At 40.3% G+C, this 16,995-nt stretch carries 13 protein-coding genes and 1 riboswitch; of the genes, 12 read left to right on the plus strand and 1 reads right to left on the minus strand.

Annotated features, from left to right (window positions below; all coding sequences use genetic code 11):
* The first annotated feature begins 14 nt into the window (after window positions 1-14).
* From CDZ88_RS05935 to CDZ88_RS05970, 7 genes are all read left to right on the plus strand, one after another.
* Window positions 15-1,238, plus strand: a complete 1,224-nt coding sequence (locus CDZ88_RS05935; RefSeq protein ID WP_100372665.1) for a M20 family metallopeptidase — start codon at window positions 15-17, stop codon at window positions 1,236-1,238.
* 577 nt (window positions 1,239-1,815) lie between these two features.
* The gene (locus CDZ88_RS05945) at window positions 1,816-2,586 is read left to right on the plus strand and encodes a metallophosphoesterase (RefSeq protein ID WP_100372667.1); all 771 of its coding nucleotides are present in this window, start codon (window positions 1,816-1,818) and stop codon (window positions 2,584-2,586) included.
* A gap of 174 nt (window positions 2,587-2,760) precedes the next feature.
* The gene (locus CDZ88_RS05950; RefSeq protein ID WP_100372668.1) at window positions 2,761-3,669 is read left to right on the plus strand and encodes a MerR family transcriptional regulator; all 909 of its coding nucleotides are present in this window, start codon (window positions 2,761-2,763) and stop codon (window positions 3,667-3,669) included.
* Window positions 3,670-3,792: 123 nt separating this feature from the next.
* Window positions 3,793-4,392 carry a genetic competence negative regulator gene (locus CDZ88_RS05955; RefSeq protein WP_100372669.1) on the plus strand — a complete coding sequence of 200 codons (600 nt, stop codon included), beginning with the start codon at window positions 3,793-3,795 and terminating at the stop codon, window positions 4,390-4,392.
* A 157-nt stretch (window positions 4,393-4,549) separates the two neighbouring features.
* Window positions 4,550-5,467: a D-alanine--D-alanine ligase gene (locus tag CDZ88_RS05960; protein WP_100372670.1), complete on the plus strand. Its 918-nt coding sequence runs from the start codon at window positions 4,550-4,552 to the stop codon at window positions 5,465-5,467.
* A 226-nt stretch (window positions 5,468-5,693) separates the two neighbouring features.
* Entirely contained in the window at window positions 5,694-6,956 is a 1,263-nt protein-coding gene (locus tag CDZ88_RS05965) for a Glu/Leu/Phe/Val family dehydrogenase (RefSeq protein WP_100372671.1), read from the plus strand.
* An 87-nt stretch (window positions 6,957-7,043) separates the two neighbouring features.
* Window positions 7,044-8,012 (plus strand): YpdA family putative bacillithiol disulfide reductase, encoded by a 969-nt coding sequence (locus CDZ88_RS05970; RefSeq protein WP_100374610.1) that lies wholly within the window; start codon window positions 7,044-7,046, stop codon window positions 8,010-8,012.
* Window positions 8,013-8,074: 62 nt separating this feature from the next.
* On the opposite strand, the gene CDZ88_RS05975 is transcribed toward CDZ88_RS05970, so the two are convergent.
* Window positions 8,075-9,043: an asparaginase gene (locus tag CDZ88_RS05975; protein ID WP_100372672.1), complete on the minus strand. Its 969-nt coding sequence runs from the start codon at window positions 9,041-9,043 to the stop codon at window positions 8,075-8,077.
* Between the two features lie 202 nt (window positions 9,044-9,245).
* On the opposite strand from CDZ88_RS05975, the gene prsW reads away from it, so the two are divergent.
* The 5 genes from prsW (at window position 9,246) to metH (ending at window position 16,809) form a co-directional block, all read left to right on the plus strand.
* On the plus strand, window positions 9,246-9,893 hold the full coding sequence (gene prsW / locus CDZ88_RS05980) for a glutamic-type intramembrane protease PrsW (RefSeq protein ID WP_100372673.1): 648 nt from the start codon (window positions 9,246-9,248) through the stop codon (window positions 9,891-9,893).
* Between the two features lie 27 nt (window positions 9,894-9,920).
* The gene (locus CDZ88_RS17590; protein WP_198507823.1) at window positions 9,921-10,085 is read left to right on the plus strand and encodes a hypothetical protein; all 165 of its coding nucleotides are present in this window, start codon (window positions 9,921-9,923) and stop codon (window positions 10,083-10,085) included.
* Between the two features lie 81 nt (window positions 10,086-10,166).
* A riboswitch (SAM riboswitch) is annotated at window positions 10,167-10,268 on the plus strand.
* A gap of 89 nt (window positions 10,269-10,357) precedes the next feature.
* Window positions 10,358-11,479 (plus strand): methionine biosynthesis PLP-dependent protein, encoded by a 1,122-nt coding sequence (locus CDZ88_RS05985; RefSeq protein ID WP_100372674.1) that lies wholly within the window; start codon window positions 10,358-10,360, stop codon window positions 11,477-11,479.
* Window positions 11,480-11,495: 16 nt separating this feature from the next.
* Window positions 11,496-13,325, plus strand: a complete 1,830-nt coding sequence (locus CDZ88_RS05990; protein ID WP_100372675.1) for a bifunctional homocysteine S-methyltransferase/methylenetetrahydrofolate reductase — start codon at window positions 11,496-11,498, stop codon at window positions 13,323-13,325.
* A gap of 37 nt (window positions 13,326-13,362) precedes the next feature.
* The gene (metH, locus tag CDZ88_RS05995) at window positions 13,363-16,809 is read left to right on the plus strand and encodes a methionine synthase (RefSeq protein ID WP_100372676.1); all 3,447 of its coding nucleotides are present in this window, start codon (window positions 13,363-13,365) and stop codon (window positions 16,807-16,809) included.
* The last annotated feature ends 186 nt before the right edge of the window (window positions 16,810-16,995 follow it).

Below are 16,995 nucleotides of genomic sequence, written 5' to 3' on the forward strand. Positions count from 1 at the left end.
AAAGGGGTGATGAGATGATTGAACAGCTCCATAAAGAACTAGAGCAATCCTTTCATGAAATGGTTGATTTAAGGAGAGAGTTGCATCAAGAACCTGAGCTTTCATTTGAAGAGGTCGAAACACCTAAGATGATTGCAGATTATTTGGAGAAACTAGGGGTTGAAGTAAAGAGAAATGTTGGTGGTTGTGGAGTAGTCGGCTATATTCGTGGGGCGAAGCCTGGTAAGACGGTAGCTATTCGAGCAGACTTTGATGCGTTGCCTATTCAAGAGGAAACAGGACTTCCATTTGCTTCAAATGTTCCAGGTGTGATGCATGCTTGTGGACACGACGGTCACACAGCTACGTTGTTAGTTCTAGCTAAAGTGCTAGTAAAACATCAAGAAGAACTTTCGGGAACGATTGTGCTCATCCATCAATTTGCTGAAGAATTGGCTCCTGGTGGGGCGATTGCGATGATTAAGGATGGGTGTCTGGACGGGGTAGATGCTATTTTTGGAACCCATCTTTGGTCGACGATGCCTCTTGGTGAAATTGGGTATCGAATGGGACCGATTATGGCCGCTGCGGATCGATTTGAAATTGAGATACTTGGTCGCGGTGGACACGGGGCTTCCCCACATGAGACGGTTGATGCGATCGCTGTAGGTTCTTCTGTCGTTCAAAATCTACAACAGATTGTTAGTCGTAATGTTGATCCATTAAAGTCTGCTGTCCTAAGTGTGGGATCTTTTCATGCAGGTGGAGCATTTAATGTGATTGCTGATCGAGCCAATATTGTAGGAACTGTGCGCACGTTTGAAGAAGGTGTTCAAGAGATGGTCATCGAACGTATGGAGCAAGTGACAAAAGGCATTTGCGAGGCGATGGGAGCAGGGTATCAATTTGCTTACAAAAAAGGGTATCCTGCTCTAGTGAATGAACCGATTGAAACGGATCGCTTAGTTCGTGTGGCGACAGACGTCCTAGGACAAGAGCTTGTTTATGAAATGGCCCCCGTTATGGGTGGAGAAGATTTTGCTTACTATTTAAACCATGTACCTGGTACGTTTTTCTTTACGGGAGCAGGAAACAGTGAGCGAGGTATCATTTACCCTCATCATCATCCTAAATTTGATTTTGATGAAGCGGCGATGCTAGTAGCTGCGAAAGTATTAACAAGTGCTGCGATCGATTTTTTGGACGGATCTTCAAGTATGGACGTGTTAAATGCACAAGAGACGGACCGACTGAAATAATCGATCGAACATATAATAATCTTAACCTATGAAATATATTTCAACCTCCTTGAGATAAAATTAAGGGGGTTTTGTTTTGCGTCATAATATTGAATCTAAGCCATACATATAGGTTAAAACGAGAAAAGGTGGAGAGCTTATTGGAATCATATACATACTATAAGAAGCTTCTCCTCCTGGTCCTAGCCTATGGAGGAACGTATGGAGCTTTTTCGGTATTCCCTCAGCCCCGTGTCTGGAGGATTGGTGAATTCATTGGAACAGTACTTTTTTCACCTTTGCAAATACTAATCGCTTCTTTTTTATTCATTGCGAGTTTTTTAGCCTACTCTTTATTTGTACAAGATTTGATTAGATTGCTTTTTTTACCAAGAGTTAATGAGAAAAAAAGACGAGAATGGATCCTTTTTGTTTGTTTAGCGTCACTTTCGGTTATTCATTTAGTAGTTGTCACCAATTGGATCTTTTCTTTACCGGTTATTATTTTAGCTCTCTTATATGGTATAATGGACGTTAATTTGACGGAGATCAAGTGAAGTAGAAATCAAATGATAACGTTTAGAAAGTAGGAGTCTTCATGATTGTTAACATAGCTATACTCTTTAGTGTGCTAGCGATAATATTGCTTGTCTACATGGGGATTGAAGCATTTCGTAACCGTCTTACTATCCATCATTTAAAAGGACAATCTTTACCTCGGACGTCTCGTGCGTTTCGAGTGTTTTTTATTTCTGATATCCATAAACGGAAAGTATCCAAACGATTATTAGATCAATTAGACCAAGGATGCGACCTCGTTATCATTGGTGGAGATTTAGTGGAGAAGAAGGTACCGCAAAGCCAGTTTGATCACAACCTTCTGGTATTATCTCAGCTCGGTCCTACGTACTTTGTTTGGGGGAACAATGACCCTGAAGTGAATGTATCGACTTTGAGGGAAAGCTTTAAACGCCATGGTGTTACGGAGTTAAGTCAAACATCGATGGAGATTGAGTTTGGTGGAAGTTCAATTCGGTTAATTGGTTTAGATGAAGACTGGTCAGAGGGAGTTAACGAACGATCTGCGTCGGCTAAAGCGTCATTCACTATAGTTGTTAGTCATTACCCCGATGTTATACGCGAGGCCAGTAGGGAGCTAAAGCCTAATTTAGCTTTAAGTGGCCATACTCATGGTGGACAGATTCGTTTCTTTCGATTCGGTATCGCTGAGCGTGGGGGGGTAAAAGATGAAGGGGAGTTTTTGCATATAATTAGTAATGGGTATGGCACGACTTCTTTACCTCTTCGTTTAGGCGCAGCTGCAGAAGCTCACCTGATTTTATTGAATAGGGAGCCTAATTCAAATTAATGGTTATTAATTCCTTATACAAAGTTTACACATTTATTTTCTTTCGATATACTATGCAAGAGTGAATCACTTGATAAGCAAGGATTTGACAATTTTGTAGGCTGTTATTTAAGGTCTAGTGTGATGCCTAGATCTTTTCACGGAGCTAATGTAGCTTGTATAGGGGGAGAGAATATGACTTCCAAAGAAGGGAAGTACAATATTAAAGCAATATCCAACATGCTAGGTATCCAACCAGGGACGCTTAGAGCATGGGAACGACGGTATCAGATTATTGAACCGATTCGTAATACAGCAGGTCATCGTCTTTATTCAGATGAACATGTAGCCATTTTAAAGTGGTTAATTGACAAAGTAAAAAAAGGGTTTACAATCGGACAAGCTGTTGGACTATTTGAAAAAGGGAATGTTACTCTCCAACAATCAGAAACAGGAAAGCATGAAGACTATTCGGTGCAATTATCGGAAGAGATTTTACAAGCATTGCTTTCTTTTGAAGAAACGAAAGCTCATCAATTATTAAATCAAGCTTTCAGTATGTTTAGTATTGATAAAGTAACCATTGATATATTAGGAACATTGTTAGTGAGAGTAGGGCATATGTGGGAGCATAATGAAATTTCAATTGCTCATGAACATTTTGTAACAGCCTTTTTACGAACGAAAATAGGTAATATTTTTCACGGATTTCCGGTTGATGGATTCTTACCAAAGGTGGTAGCGGTTTGTGGACCGAATGAAACCCACGAACTAGGGTTATTGATCTTCACACTGTACCTTCGTCGTAAAGGCTTTGAAGTGATATATTTAGGCAGTGGCATCCCGAACAAAGATGTAGAGTTAGTATGTAAAGAAGTTGAAGCAGCGATGTTCTTTACCTCTTGTACAATTGAATCGAATATTGAAGCAACAACAGATTTGATTGAAGGGTTAAAGGAAGCCATACCAACATTGATTGTTGGTACCGGTGGATATGCATATGATCAACTTGAAGCAGAAAAAAGGGAACAAATAGAACCTTATCTCGTAGGAAAAACGAAAACCGAATGGGATAAATGGCTGAACGGGAATCTTAAATCATAAATTAGGTTTATTTACGCTTGATGTTTGTGAACCTTCTGCAACGTACCCACATACCGTATAGCAAGACGGTGTTTGCACAGCGAGAATGGGTGGTTTATGTTCTCGGATAAAGGAGGGTTAACAATGCGTCTTGAGCGTTTGAATGTGGATAAATTCAAAGTGTTCCTAACGTTTGATGATATGCAAGAACGTGGGATAACGAAAGAAGATCTATGGCAAGACGTCCCTAAAGTTCACGATTTGTTTAGGGACATGATGCTTGAAGCAGATGACGAATTAGGATTTAAAGTCGACGGTCCAATTGCGGTGGAGGTATATGCAATGCCAGCTCAAGGGATGGTCATCATAGTTTCAAAAGGTGTAGCAGATGAAGATTTTGATCTAGAAGGTTTTGAAGAAGGTTATATTGAGATGCAGGTCACTCTAGATGAATCGGATGAAATCTTTTACACATTTAAAGACTTTGAAGATGTTATTGGTCTTGCATCGCGTTTATATCCATTTGGAGTAATAGGTGGAAGCTTATATTCTTTTGGTGGACAGTATTACTTAAAACTTGAAGATAATGATTTAGAAAATCATGATGAGGATGTTGTTATCGCCTTATTATCGGAATTTGGACATTCTTCAACTGTCTCTATTCATCGAACGGACGAATATGGAAAATGCCTAATGAAGGATGTAGCGATTACTCAACTTTATCACACGTTTATCAAACGTTGAATGCTGGTGACGATGGGTCATCAGTTTTTTCTTGTGAATGAACATATATCCTCAAGCGTAATAGTCAAGGTTTATGGTACAATATCAAGAACTAGTAACGGAAATTAAGTAGGCGAATATACTAGTGTTACATATTGTGTTGTAGGAGTTGAGCCATATGAAAATTGCTGTATTGTACGGAGGAATTTCAGCTGAAAGAGATGTTTCTTTATCATCTGGTAAAGGGATCATTAAAGCATTAGAATCCAATGGTCATGATGTAGTGGGCATTGATTTTCACCCTGAGAGATTAGAAGAGATACTCTCACTTGATGTAGATCTTGTGTACATTGGTCTTCACGGACGTTTCGGTGAAGATGGAAAAGTTCAAGCTTTATTAGATATGTTGAAAATTGACTATGTAGGCTCAGGTGTACAAGGTTCCGCACTCGCTATGGATAAAGCGAGATCGAAGCTTTTCTTTGAGCAAGAAGGTACTCGAGTAGCAAAGCAACATGTGCTGTATAAGCACTCTTACAACAAAGAAGCGACGAAGGTTGAAATACCTTACCCACTTGTTGTTAAACCGAATCAAGAAGGATCAACGATCGGTATTACATTTGCGAACAATGAAGAAGAGTTGTTAAATGGAATTGAATCGGCATTTAAATTAGATGAGACGGTACTTATTGAAGAGTTTATTAGTGGCAAAGAAGTGACGGTTGCTGTTATGGGGAACCGAGGTAGTGAGAAAGCATTGCCAGTAGTTGAGATTGTTCCAAAAAACAAATACTATGATTATGAAGCAAAGTACGCCGTTGGAATGAGTGAGCATATTGTCCCGGCAAGACTTTCAGCAGCACAAACAGAGTACGTGCAAAAGCACGCCGTACTTGCACACCAAACGCTAGGCTGTGACATTTACTCGCGTGTTGATTTTATCGTTCCAGAAGATGGTAAAGATCCTGTGATTCTTGAAGTTAATACTCTTCCTGGTATGACACCGACGAGTCTTTACCCGGATGCAGCACGTGAAATCGGTCTATCTTATGATCAAATGATCGAAGAGCTTGTTCAACTTTCAACGAAAAAATAAAATAGAGGCAGTCGAAGCATTGTCATGTGCTCGGCTGCCTTTTTTAGTGCATTTTACAGTAATCTGAACAGTCGGAATAAAGAGTTAATGAAAACTAGGTGTTTTTTTTTCAGAAAAGGTGGAAATATGATAGCACTTTCATTATAGTAGGTAGTGATGAATGATACTGCTGAATTTGGCGCTTTAGAATAAAAACATCGAACACTGGTGGCTAGAGGTGAAACAGATGGAAGGTAAAGATAAAAAGGTTGAAAATTTAGATGTTCTTGTTTCGACACAGAAAGTCATTAAAAAAGCATTGGACAAGCTAGGTTACCCAGATGAAATGTTTGAACTAATGAAGGAACCAATTCGTATGCTTACCGTTCGCATCCCAATTCGGATGGATGATGATTCTACGAAAATTTTTACCGGTTTTCGAGCTCAGCATAATGATGCTGTAGGACCAACTAAAGGTGGCGTTCGCTTTCATCCAGACGTAACAGAAAATGAAGTGAAAGCGCTGTCGATTTGGATGAGTTTAAAGGCAGGGATTGTCGATCTTCCGTATGGCGGAGGAAAAGGTGGCATTATTTGTGATCCTCGTGACATGTCCTTCCGTGAACTTGAGCGTTTGAGTCGCGGTTATGTTCGAGCAATTAGCCAAATTGTTGGACCGACAAAAGATATTCCTGCACCAGATGTGTTTACAAATTCACAAATTATGGCATGGATGTTAGATGAATATAGTCGAATTCGTGAATTTGATTCGCCTGGATTTATTACAGGTAAGCCACTTGTATTAGGTGGTTCACATGGACGTGAATCGGCAACAGCTAAGGGAGTAACGATTTGTATTCGTGAGGCAGCTAAGAAGAAGGGCATCGACATTGAAGGTGCGCGAGTTGTTATTCAAGGTTTCGGAAATGCGGGTAGTTTCTTAGCGAAGTTTATGCATGATGCAGGTGCAAAAGTTGTTGGCATTAGTGATGCGTACGGGGCTCTTCATGACCCTGAAGGCTTAGATGTTGATTATTTATTGGATCGTCGTGATAGCTTCGGTACGGTTACAAAATTATTTAAAGAAACAATTTCTAATCAAGAGTTGCTTGAACTCGATTGTGACATTCTCGTTCCTGCTGCGATTGAAAACCAAATCACTGAAGAAAATGCCCATTTAATCAAAGCATCGATCGTTGTAGAAGCAGCAAATGGTCCTACAACGATGGAAGCGACTCGTATCCTGTCAGCGCGTGATATTTTACTTGTTCCTGACGTTCTTGCAAGTGCTGGTGGTGTGACTGTATCTTATTTTGAATGGGTGCAGAATAACCAAGGTTACTACTGGTCAGAAGAAGAAGTGGAAGGTAAGTTGGAAAATGTGATGGTTGGATCATTTGAGAACATTTACAACTTATCGAAAAGTCGAAAAGTCGATATGCGTCTTGCGGCATATATGATTGGTGTTCGTAAAATGGCGGAAGCTTCTCGTTTTCGTGGTTGGGTATAATTTGATATACTATAGAGTATCTTTAACCCTTGTATCAATGGATACAGGGGTTTTTAATTGAAATGTAAGACGACAGAGGTGAAAATCATGAAAAAAGAAGATGTTTTAATCATTGGAGCAGGCCCATGTGGATTATCTGCTGCTATAGCATGTCAACAAAAAGGATACAAGCCGCTCGTCATCGAAAAAGGAAATGTTGTTCATGCGATTTATCGCTATCCAACACATCAAACGTTCTTTAGTACGAGTGAAAAGTTAGAGATCGGTGATGTTGCATTTGTGACAGAGGAAAGAAAGCCAAAACGGAATCAAGCCCTTGTGTATTACCGCGACGTAGTGAAACGAAAACAAATTCGAATGAATGCGTACGAGGAAGTACTAGAGGTGACAAAGCAAGAAGATCATTCCTTTATTGTCCGTAGTTCAAAAGGAATGTATCAATGTCAGCATCTAGTTATCGCTACTGGATATTATGATAGTCCAAACAAAATGGCGATTACTGGGGAAGAACAGGCTCATGTGCACCATTATTTTAAAGAAGCGCATCCTTATTTTAATCAAGACGTGGTCGTCATTGGTGGGAAAAATTCAGCCATTGATGCAGCTCTTGAGTTAGAAAAAGCTGGGGCTCGTGTGACGGCTTTGTATCGTGGAACGGAGTATTCAACAAGTGTAAAGCCATGGATCTTACCAGAGTATGATTCTTTAGTCAAAAATGAAAAAATCAAGCTCTTTTTCGAAGCGGAAGTAAGCGAGATTACGGAAAACGAAGTGATTTATAAAGTGGGTGAGAACGTCTACAAAGCAAAAGCGGATGCAGTCTTTGCAATGACTGGGTATCACCCGGATCATTCCTTCTTAAGGAACATAGGAGTGGATGTCGATGAACAGACGGGAAGACCGAGTTTTCATCCTGATACGATGGAAACGAACGTTGCTGGAGTGTATATAGCGGGTGTCATTGCTGCAGGGAACAATGCGAATGAGATTTTCATCGAAAATGGTCGGTTTCATGGACCACTAATTGCAGAACATATTGCAAATAAGGATCAATAGAATAAGCAAAAAGACCTAGGGTTTAACCTTTAGGTCTTTTATAGTTCGTTATCAAGTTTAGCTTAAGTTAAAAATAGCCGCTGCAATTCCTCGTTGTCCGTTGTAATTTCAAGAGCAACCATCAGCTTCAAACGTGCTTTTTGACCATTTAAGCCATTCGTAAAAATGACACCGAGTTCCTTTAACGTTCTTCCACCACCATCATAGGCGTAAATGTCTTGCACAATGCCACTATAACAGCGAGAAACAAGAACGACAGGAATTTGTTCCTTAATCAATCGGTCAAGAGCTGGCATGATTGTCGGTGGGACATTTCCTTGGCCAAAAGCTTCGATGATTAACCCGTCAATGTTTGTATTAGCGACTGCATCAACAATCGATTCTTCCATTCCAGTATACGTTTTTAAAAGTGAGACTTTTTTATCTAACGAAGTTACAGGATGGAAGTCTCTTTTGGCAGGTGTATGGTGGAAGTTCACACCGCGCTTTGTAACGATGCCGATCGGTCCGTATTGAGGACTTTGAAAGGTTGCAATGTTTGAGCTATGTGTTTTTGTTACGTTTTTCGCCGTATGTATTTCGTCATTCAACACGACTAAAACACCTTTACCATAAGCTTCACCACATGCTGCTGTTTTTACAGCGGAAATTAAATTATGCGGACCGTCTGCGCCAAGTTCGTTGCTCGAACGCATTGCTCCTGTTACTATGACAGGATTCTCAATATCAAGAATCAAATCCAACAAATAAGCCGTTTCTTCAAGAGTGTCTGTCCCATGTGTAACGACAATCCCATTGAATTTTTCGTTCGTGATGCGCTCTTTTAAATGAAGCGCAAGCTCGACCATTAAAGAAGGTGTCATATGTGGAGATGGGAGGTTAAGGTAGTCATCGACAACAACAGAGGCGATGGTTGAAAGGGATTCAATTGTGGAATATAATGGATTTACTAGATTTGGTGAAACTGCGCCATGTTCATCTTCTTGCATGGCAATCGTACCACCAGTATGTAAAACAAGAATTTTTTTCATGATCGTAACTCCTTTTACCTCAATGACATTGCTTACTAAGAGGCTTTGTGATGGTATGTTCGTATTTTAACATACTTTTCAAATTTAATACTTTTTGAGAAATGGTGTTATATGGTGAAGCCTATATCAATGGTCTAAATAAGCTCGCAATGTTGGATGAAAGATCATTAAAATGCACAGTATAAGAAAGGTAGGCCTCTCATTGTTTGCCCTATTAACAGCTGCTATTGCACCAGGTATGGCATTATTGTCTTATTTTTATTTGCGCAATGATTATGAAACGACAACGGCATCACATGTTCTGCGTACATTTATTATCGGAATTATTCTTGTTTTTCCTGTTATGGTATTGCAATACGCATTTACTACAGAAGGACTTCTTCAAACAAATGTATTGCAAGCGTTTGTTTTATATGGATTTTTTGAAGAGTTTTTTAAGTGGTTTATGCTATTTTTCTTTGTGTACCAATATGGAAAAATGACGAAAAGATATGATGGGATTGTATATGGGGCATCATTATCGCTTGGTTTTGCCTCTATGGAAAATATTTTTTATTTGCTAGCGTACGGTTTAGAAGCAGCCGTAACAAGAGCATTACTTCCTGTGTCTAGTCATGCGCTATACGGCGTTATTATGGGCTATTACATTGGTCGGGCGAAATTGGAAGATGATAAAAGGAAAGTCTTATTAACCCTTGCACTCATCATTCCAGTTTTGTTGCATGGAATATATGATTTTATTTTACTTTCTTTTGGGGTATATGTCTTAATAGGTCTCGTACCATTTATGGTCGGACTTTGGTTATTAGCTCTAAATAAAGTAAAATGGGCTAACAAATTAGATCATTAAAAGATGATGTAGAAAGGGGAATGAAAGATGGTCGGAGAACGTTATCAGGTAGTCATTCGTTGCCCAAAATGCGGGGAGAAATATATTCTTCGTGGCAAACAAAATGACGAGGGTGGATATGAGACAGGATTTAAGCAATGTGTTTGTGGCAATAATGACGATCTTAAGATTGATGCCACACCAGAGTCGTAAAAAACACTTGCAAAACATTTTGAATTGTTGTAACTTTAGTGAAACATTAAAATTAACTGACAAATGAATAGGACGAATGATTTCTTATCAAGAGAGACGGAGGGAATGGCCCGGTGAAGTCTCAGCAACCAGCCGAATAGGTCAGGTGCTAAATCCATCAAGCGATTGCTTGGAAGATAAGAAGAAGTGAACAAACAAAAGACACCTTCTTCTTACTTTTAAGATGAGGTGTCTTTTTTGATGATAAATGGTGAAGTGAAGGGGGATTTAGTGTGACAAGAGATCATAAGGCAACAGAAGTAGTGCAAATAGGGAATAGAGGAAAAGAACATACAGGTGCTGTTAATACACCGATTTATCTCTCGACTGCATATCGACATACAGGGATTGGAGAATCGACGGGGTATGATTATGCCAGAACTGGTAACCCGACGAGAGAAGTGCTAGAAGAGGCCATTGCCTCTCTTGAAGAAGGAGATCGTGGATTTGCTTGTAGTTCAGGTATGGCGGCGATTCAAACGGTATTTTCATTGTTTGAAGAAGGCGATGAGATCATAGCTTCCCTTGATTTATATGGTGGAACGTATCGTCTGTTTGAACAAGGATGGAAACGCTGGGGATTACGATTTACATATGTGGATCCGAGGAATTTGGAGGAAGTTGAGGCAGCGATTAATGAAAAAACAAAAGCTGTTTTTATCGAAACACCAACTAACCCTCTTATGCAAGAGGCCTGTATACGTTCTCTTTCTACTATCTGTAAGAAACATCAGGTGCTGCTAATTGTAGACAATACCTTTTACACACCATTGTTGCAGCAACCTCTTGTTGAAGGAGCAGATATTGTCGTTCATAGCGCCTCTAAATACCTTGGAGGACATAATGATGTGATTGCTGGATTAATCGTGGCAAAAGGTGAACAATTATCTGAGCGGATCTCGTACTATCATAATGGTATTGGAGCCACACTTGGATCATTTGATTCATGGTTATTAATTCGTGGGATGAAAACTCTGTCTTTAAGAATGGAACGACATGAGCAAAATGCGAAAGAAGTCGTGAGCTACTTAGAGAAACTCAATGAGGTAACGGAGGTGCTTTATCCAGGTAAAGGGGGCATGGTTTCTTTTCGTATTAAAGATGAAGCGTGGGTCAATCCTTTCTTACAACAGTTGAAATTGATCTCATTTGCTGAGAGTCTAGGTGGGGTGGAGAGCTTAATGACATATCCAGCGACTCAGACACATGCTGATATCCCAGAAAAGGTAAGACTTGAAAATGGAGTGTGTAATCGGTTGTTACGTTTTTCAGTAGGAATTGAACGAGTGGAAGATCTTATAACGGATCTAGATCAAGCCTTTTCAGCAGTTGTAACTAAACAGGTGAATTATTAACAGAGGGGATGGTAGTATGTCACTACTCAAACGACTACAGACAGAGATTTTAGTCGGAGACGGTGCGATGGGAACGCTATTATACGATCAAGGAATCAATCAGTGTTTTGAAGAGTTGAACCTTTCCGATCCAGCTCGAATTATAGATGCTCATGAACAGTACGTTCGTGCTGGGGCTACGATTATACAAACAAATACGTATGCGGCCAATCGATTAAAGCTCGAAAAACATGGGTTAGCAGATCGGGTGGATGAAATCAACCGAAGCGCTGTACAATTAGCAAAAAAAGCAAGTGGAAGTGCAGCTTTTATTGTCGGAACAATCGGAGGGTTGAGAAAGTTTGGTCAGGTCGATTGGTCAAAAGAAGAGGCGAGGCAAGCACTAAACGAACAAGTTGAAATACTATTATCAGAAGAAATCGACGGCGTTCTTTTAGAAACATTTTTTGATCTAGAGGAGATTATTGATGTTATTAAGTTAACGAGAGAAAAATCGAATTTACCGATTATTGCAAATGTATCCTTGGATGAAATTGGGGTTATGCATGGCGGTATTTTATTACAGGACGCGTTCGCGCAAATGGTGGCTGCTGGAGCTAATGTGGTTGGAACGAATTGTCGTATGGGTCCATCTCATATGTTACGATCTCTTGAAAATGTGCCACTTCAAGAAAAAGCGTACTTGTCTGCTTACCCGAATGCTAGTTTACCAGATTACGAGGATGGAAGGCTCGTCTACCAGACCAACCCAGATTATTTTGAAACGATGGGTGAGCAATTTATTCTCCAAGGTGTGAGACTGCTTGGAGGCTGTTGCGGAACAACACCAGAGCATATAAAAGCTTTCGCAAACGTAGCGAAACGAAGTCAACCTGTAGTTGAAAAGCTTGTGAGAAAAAGAATCAAAACATCAACATCTGTAAGGGAGTTTCCCCGCTATGATCTCACTTTACCTGAGATGGTTAAACATAGGCGGTCTGTAATTGTAGAACTTGACCCCCCAAAAAAATTAAATACTGAACGTTTTATTAAAGGGGCTAAAGCATTAAAAGAAGCAGGGGTCGATGCTGTTACACTAGCGGATAATTCATTAGCTTCACCAAGGGTAGATAATATGGCTCTTGCAGCGCGAATAAAAGAGAATGTTCGACCGCTTGTTCATGTTACATGCCGTGATCGAAACTTAATCGGGTTGCAATCACATTTGATGGGGTTACACACTCTTGGCATCAATGATGTACTCGCTGTTACGGGGGACCCGACAAAAGTAGGAGACTTTCCTGGTGCAACCTCAGTTTATGATGTGACGTCTTTTCAATTGATTTCATTAATCAAGCAATTTAACGAAGGGATCTCATTCTCTGGTCAAGACTTAGGTCAAAAAGCCAATTTTTCAGTCGGTGCTGCTTGTAATCCGAATGTTCGTCATCTTGATAAGGTAGTTAAACGGATGGAGAAAAAAATCACAAGTGGTGCAGATTACTTTATGACTCAGCCTATGTACAGTACCGAACAGATCGAAGCATTTTATCATGAAACAAAACACTTAGACACGCCCATTTATGTTGGAATTATGCCATTAACTAGTTCTAGAAACGCAGAATTTCTTCATAATGAGGTACCGGGCATTAAATTAACGGATTCTGTTCGTCAAGCTATGGCAAATTGTGTCGATCCAGAAGCCGCAGAAAAAGAAGGGTTGGCCATTGCAAGATCATTAATTGATACTGCGAGTGAATATTTTAATGGAATTTATTTAATTACCCCGTTCTTACGTTATCAAATGACTGGGGAATTGACGACATACATTAATAAAAAAACAACAGCTTCAGTTGGGATGAACTAATCACGCTCGAACCGAAGGAAAAAGGAGAGTCAGAACCATGCCAAAATCATTACTTGAACAACAACTAGAGCGAAGAATCCTTGTACTAGATGGTGCAATGGGCACGATGCTTCAGCAAGCAAATCTCACAGCGGACGATTTTGGTGGAGAAGAGTATGAGGGCTGTAATGAGTATTTAAACGTCACGGCACCGCATGTGGTGGAAACGATACACCGTGCATATTTAGAAGCGGGTGCAGATATTATTGAAACAAATACTTTCGGAGCGACAGATCTTGTCTTGGATGATTATGACCTCTCAGAGCGAGCCGAAGAGTTAAACCGTGTTGCTGTTGAAATTGCCAAAAAAGTCGCCATAGAGTTCACAACATCAAACAAACCTAGATTTGTCGCAGGTGCAATGGGTCCAACGACGAAATCCCTTTCTGTGACGGGGGGAACAACTTTTGATACATTAATTCAATCCTATCATGAACAAGCAAGAGGTCTTCTTGTTGGTGGCGCAGACTTATTGCTTCTTGAGACTAGTCAAGATATGAGAAATGTAAAAGCTGCATATGTTGGAATCGAAAGAGCGTTTGATGAGTTGAATGTCCAAGTACCTTTATTTGTATCAGGTACGATTGAGCCTATGGGAACGACACTTGCAGGGCAAACCATTGAGGCTTTCTATCTTTCACTTGAACATATGAAACCGACAGTGGTGGGGCTAAACTGTGCGACGGGACCTGAATTTATGAGAGATCACATTCGATCTTTATCTGAACTTTCTTCTACATACGTTAGCTGTTATCCTAATGCTGGTTTACCAGACGAAGAAGGGCATTATCATGAATCTCCTACTTCGCTCACAAAAAAATTGATGGGTTTTGCAGAAAAAGGCTGGTTAAACATTGTCGGCGGATGCTGCGGGACGACGCCAGACCATATCCGAGCCATGGTTGAAGCGGTACAAGGATATGAGCCTAGGCAAATAGCCGAGGTCAAGGCTCATGCTGTTTCTGGGATTGAACCACTCATTTATGATGAGAGTATGCGCCCATTGTTTGTTGGGGAACGAACAAATGTCATTGGATCTCGGAAATTTAAACGGTTAATATCAGAAGGTAAGTACGAAAAAGCATCTGAAATTGCTCGAGCACAAGTAAAGCGAGGAGCTCATGTAGTTGACATTTGCTTAGCTGACCCTGACCGAGAAGAAATTGAGGACATGGAACAGTTTCTATTGCATGTGGTCAATAAGGTCAAGGTTCCGTTGATGATTGATTCAACTGACGAAGCTGTCATCGAAAAGGCCCTCACCTATTCACAAGGTAAGGCGATCATTAATTCGATTAATTTAGAAGATGGGGAAGAGCGATTTGAAAGTATTATTCCACTAATTAAGCGTTACGGCGCGGCGGTTGTTGTCGGCACCATTGATGAAGAGGGAATGGCAGTGACTGCAGCTCGCAAAGTAGAGGTGGCGAAACGCTCATATGATTTACTCGTTGGAAAATACGGACTAAAACCGAGTGATATTATTTTTGATCCCCTTGTCTTCCCTGTCGGAACGGGAGATGCGCAATACATCGGTTCAGCAGAAGCAACGGTGGAAGGGATTAAGCTTATCAAGAAAGAGCTTCCTGAATGCTTGACGATCTTAGGGGTCAGTAATGTTTCTTTTGGACTTCCACCAGTCGGTCGAGAAGTGTTAAATGCTGTCTATTTATATCACTGTACACAAGCCGGACTCGATTATGCGATCGTGAACACAGAAAAACTAGAACGTTATGCGTCGATCCCAGATTCGGAAAAAGAGTTGGCCAAACGACTCTTGTTTCAAACAACGGATGAAAATCTTGCCGAGTTTACAGCGCTCTATCGCGGAAAAAAACAAGAAAGCAAAGTTGAGACATCATCACTCACCTTAGAGGAACGGTTAGCTTTTTATGTCGTTGAAGGAACAAAAGAAGGACTTAATAAGGATCTAGAACAAGCGTTACAATCATACAGTGATCCTCTGAATATTATTAACGGTCCACTTATGAATGGAATGGACGAAGTTGGGCGGTTATTTAATAACAATGAACTTATTGTCGCAGAAGTGCTTCAAAGTGCTGAAGTAATGAAAGCGTCAGTTGCCTATCTTGAACCATACATGGAGAAAAAAGCAGACGAAGATGGTAAAGGTAAAATTCTTTTAGCTACTGTCAAGGGTGATGTTCACGATATAGGGAAGAATCTAGTTGAGATCATTCTAGGAAATAACGGATTTAAGATCGTGAATTTAGGAATCAAAGTCACATCGAATGAATTAATAGAAGCGGTTAAAAGAGAAAATCCTAAAGCGATTGGCTTATCTGGATTACTTGTGAAATCGGCTCAACAAATGGTTTTAACCGCGCAAGACCTGCGTCAACAAAATATTTCGATCCCAATATTAGTAGGTGGGGCAGCGTTGACAAGAAAATTCACCGATACGAAAATTGCAGCAGAATATGATGGTGTCGTTCTTTACGCAAAGGATGCGATGAATGGGCTTGATCTCGCAAATCGCCTTATTAAACCGAATGAAATTGAAGTAATGAAGCGTGAATTAGCAGAAAAACGAGCGCTGAAGAGTGATCCGAAAACAAAGCAGAAAACAGCTGTCCAAGTACTAGAAAAACCTGCACGTTCGAAGGTAGCTACAAACAGTCAGATCTTTGTACCAGAAGATTTAAAGGAGCATGTATTACGTGATTATGCGGTGTCACACCTTGAGCCTTATGTTAATATGCAGATGCTGCTTGGGAGACATTTGGGCATCCAAGGGAAAGTGAGTCGTTTACTAGAGGAGAAAGATGAACGGACTCTAAACGTGAAAGCAAAAGTTGATGAAGTGTTAGAGCGTGTAAAAAAAGAAGGGATTATTCAAGCGAATGGGATGTATCGATTCTTTCCTGCTCAATCAGATGGGGACGAGATTATTATTTATGATCCAACAAATCAAGAACAAGAAATAAATCGTTTCCACTTTCCGAGGCAAAAGCACGAGCCATTTTTATGTTTAGCAGACTATATCCGCCCTGTAGAAAGTGGGGAAATGGACTATGTAGGATTCTTAGCTGTAACAGCAGGTAGTGGTGTGCGTCAACTGGCCGAAGAAGCGAAAAATAACGGCGATTATTTGTTTAGTCATATCATTCAAGCAACAGCTTTAGAGATTGCAGAAGGGTTTGCTGAAAGAGTTCATCAGCAGATGAGAGATAAATGCGGGTACCCTGATCCGACAGATTTTACAATGGCTGATCGTTTTTCAGCTAAATATCAGGGGGTACGTGTCTCGTTTGGTTACCCTGCTTGCCCAAATCTTGAAGACCAGGAGAAGCTATTTCAGTTACTGTCTCCTAGAAAGATAGGAATTGAATTGACAGACGGTTTCATGATGGAACCAGAAGCTTCTGTAACAGCAATGGTTTTTGCTCATCCTGAAGGACGTTATTTTAATGTATTAGCTTAAATATTTTATTACGAGAGACCAACTATGCTCTATTGCGTAGTTGGTTTCTTTTTTTGTGCCCAGTGACTTCAGCATTAGCCCACGAAATTCCACGATTCACTCTTTTTACTCATAAGAAGAAATCTAATCAAGTTTGCATAAAAATTGGATGCGTACAAACAATACTTGTAGAAGTAGTGAGGTAAG

It is taken from the genome of Bacillus sp. FJAT-45037, assembly GCF_002797325.1.
Classification (GTDB): domain Bacteria; phylum Bacillota; class Bacilli; order Bacillales; family Bacillaceae_D; genus Alkalihalophilus.

Coding starts and splice junctions, on each gene's coding strand:
- CDZ88_RS05955 (WP_100372669.1), top strand. CDS start 3,793: ATGCGTCTTGAGCGTTTGAATGTGGATAAATTCAAAGTGTTCCTAACG.
- CDZ88_RS05990 (WP_100372675.1), top strand. CDS start 11,496: ATGTCACTACTCAAACGACTACAGACAGAGATTTTAGTCGGAGACGGT.
- CDZ88_RS05970 (WP_100374610.1), top strand. CDS start 7,044: ATGAAAAAAGAAGATGTTTTAATCATTGGAGCAGGCCCATGTGGATTA.
- metH (WP_100372676.1), top strand. CDS start 13,363: ATGCCAAAATCATTACTTGAACAACAACTAGAGCGAAGAATCCTTGTA.
- CDZ88_RS05960 (WP_100372670.1), top strand. CDS start 4,550: ATGAAAATTGCTGTATTGTACGGAGGAATTTCAGCTGAAAGAGATGTT.
- CDZ88_RS05950 (WP_100372668.1), top strand. CDS start 2,761: ATGACTTCCAAAGAAGGGAAGTACAATATTAAAGCAATATCCAACATG.
- CDZ88_RS05965 (WP_100372671.1), top strand. CDS start 5,694: ATGGAAGGTAAAGATAAAAAGGTTGAAAATTTAGATGTTCTTGTTTCG.
- CDZ88_RS05935 (WP_100372665.1), top strand. CDS start 15: ATGATTGAACAGCTCCATAAAGAACTAGAGCAATCCTTTCATGAAATG.
- CDZ88_RS05975 (WP_100372672.1), bottom strand. CDS start 9,043: ATGAAAAAAATTCTTGTTTTACATACTGGTGGTACGATTGCCATGCAA.
- CDZ88_RS17590 (WP_198507823.1), top strand. CDS start 9,921: ATGGTCGGAGAACGTTATCAGGTAGTCATTCGTTGCCCAAAATGCGGG.
- CDZ88_RS05945 (WP_100372667.1), top strand. CDS start 1,816: ATGATTGTTAACATAGCTATACTCTTTAGTGTGCTAGCGATAATATTG.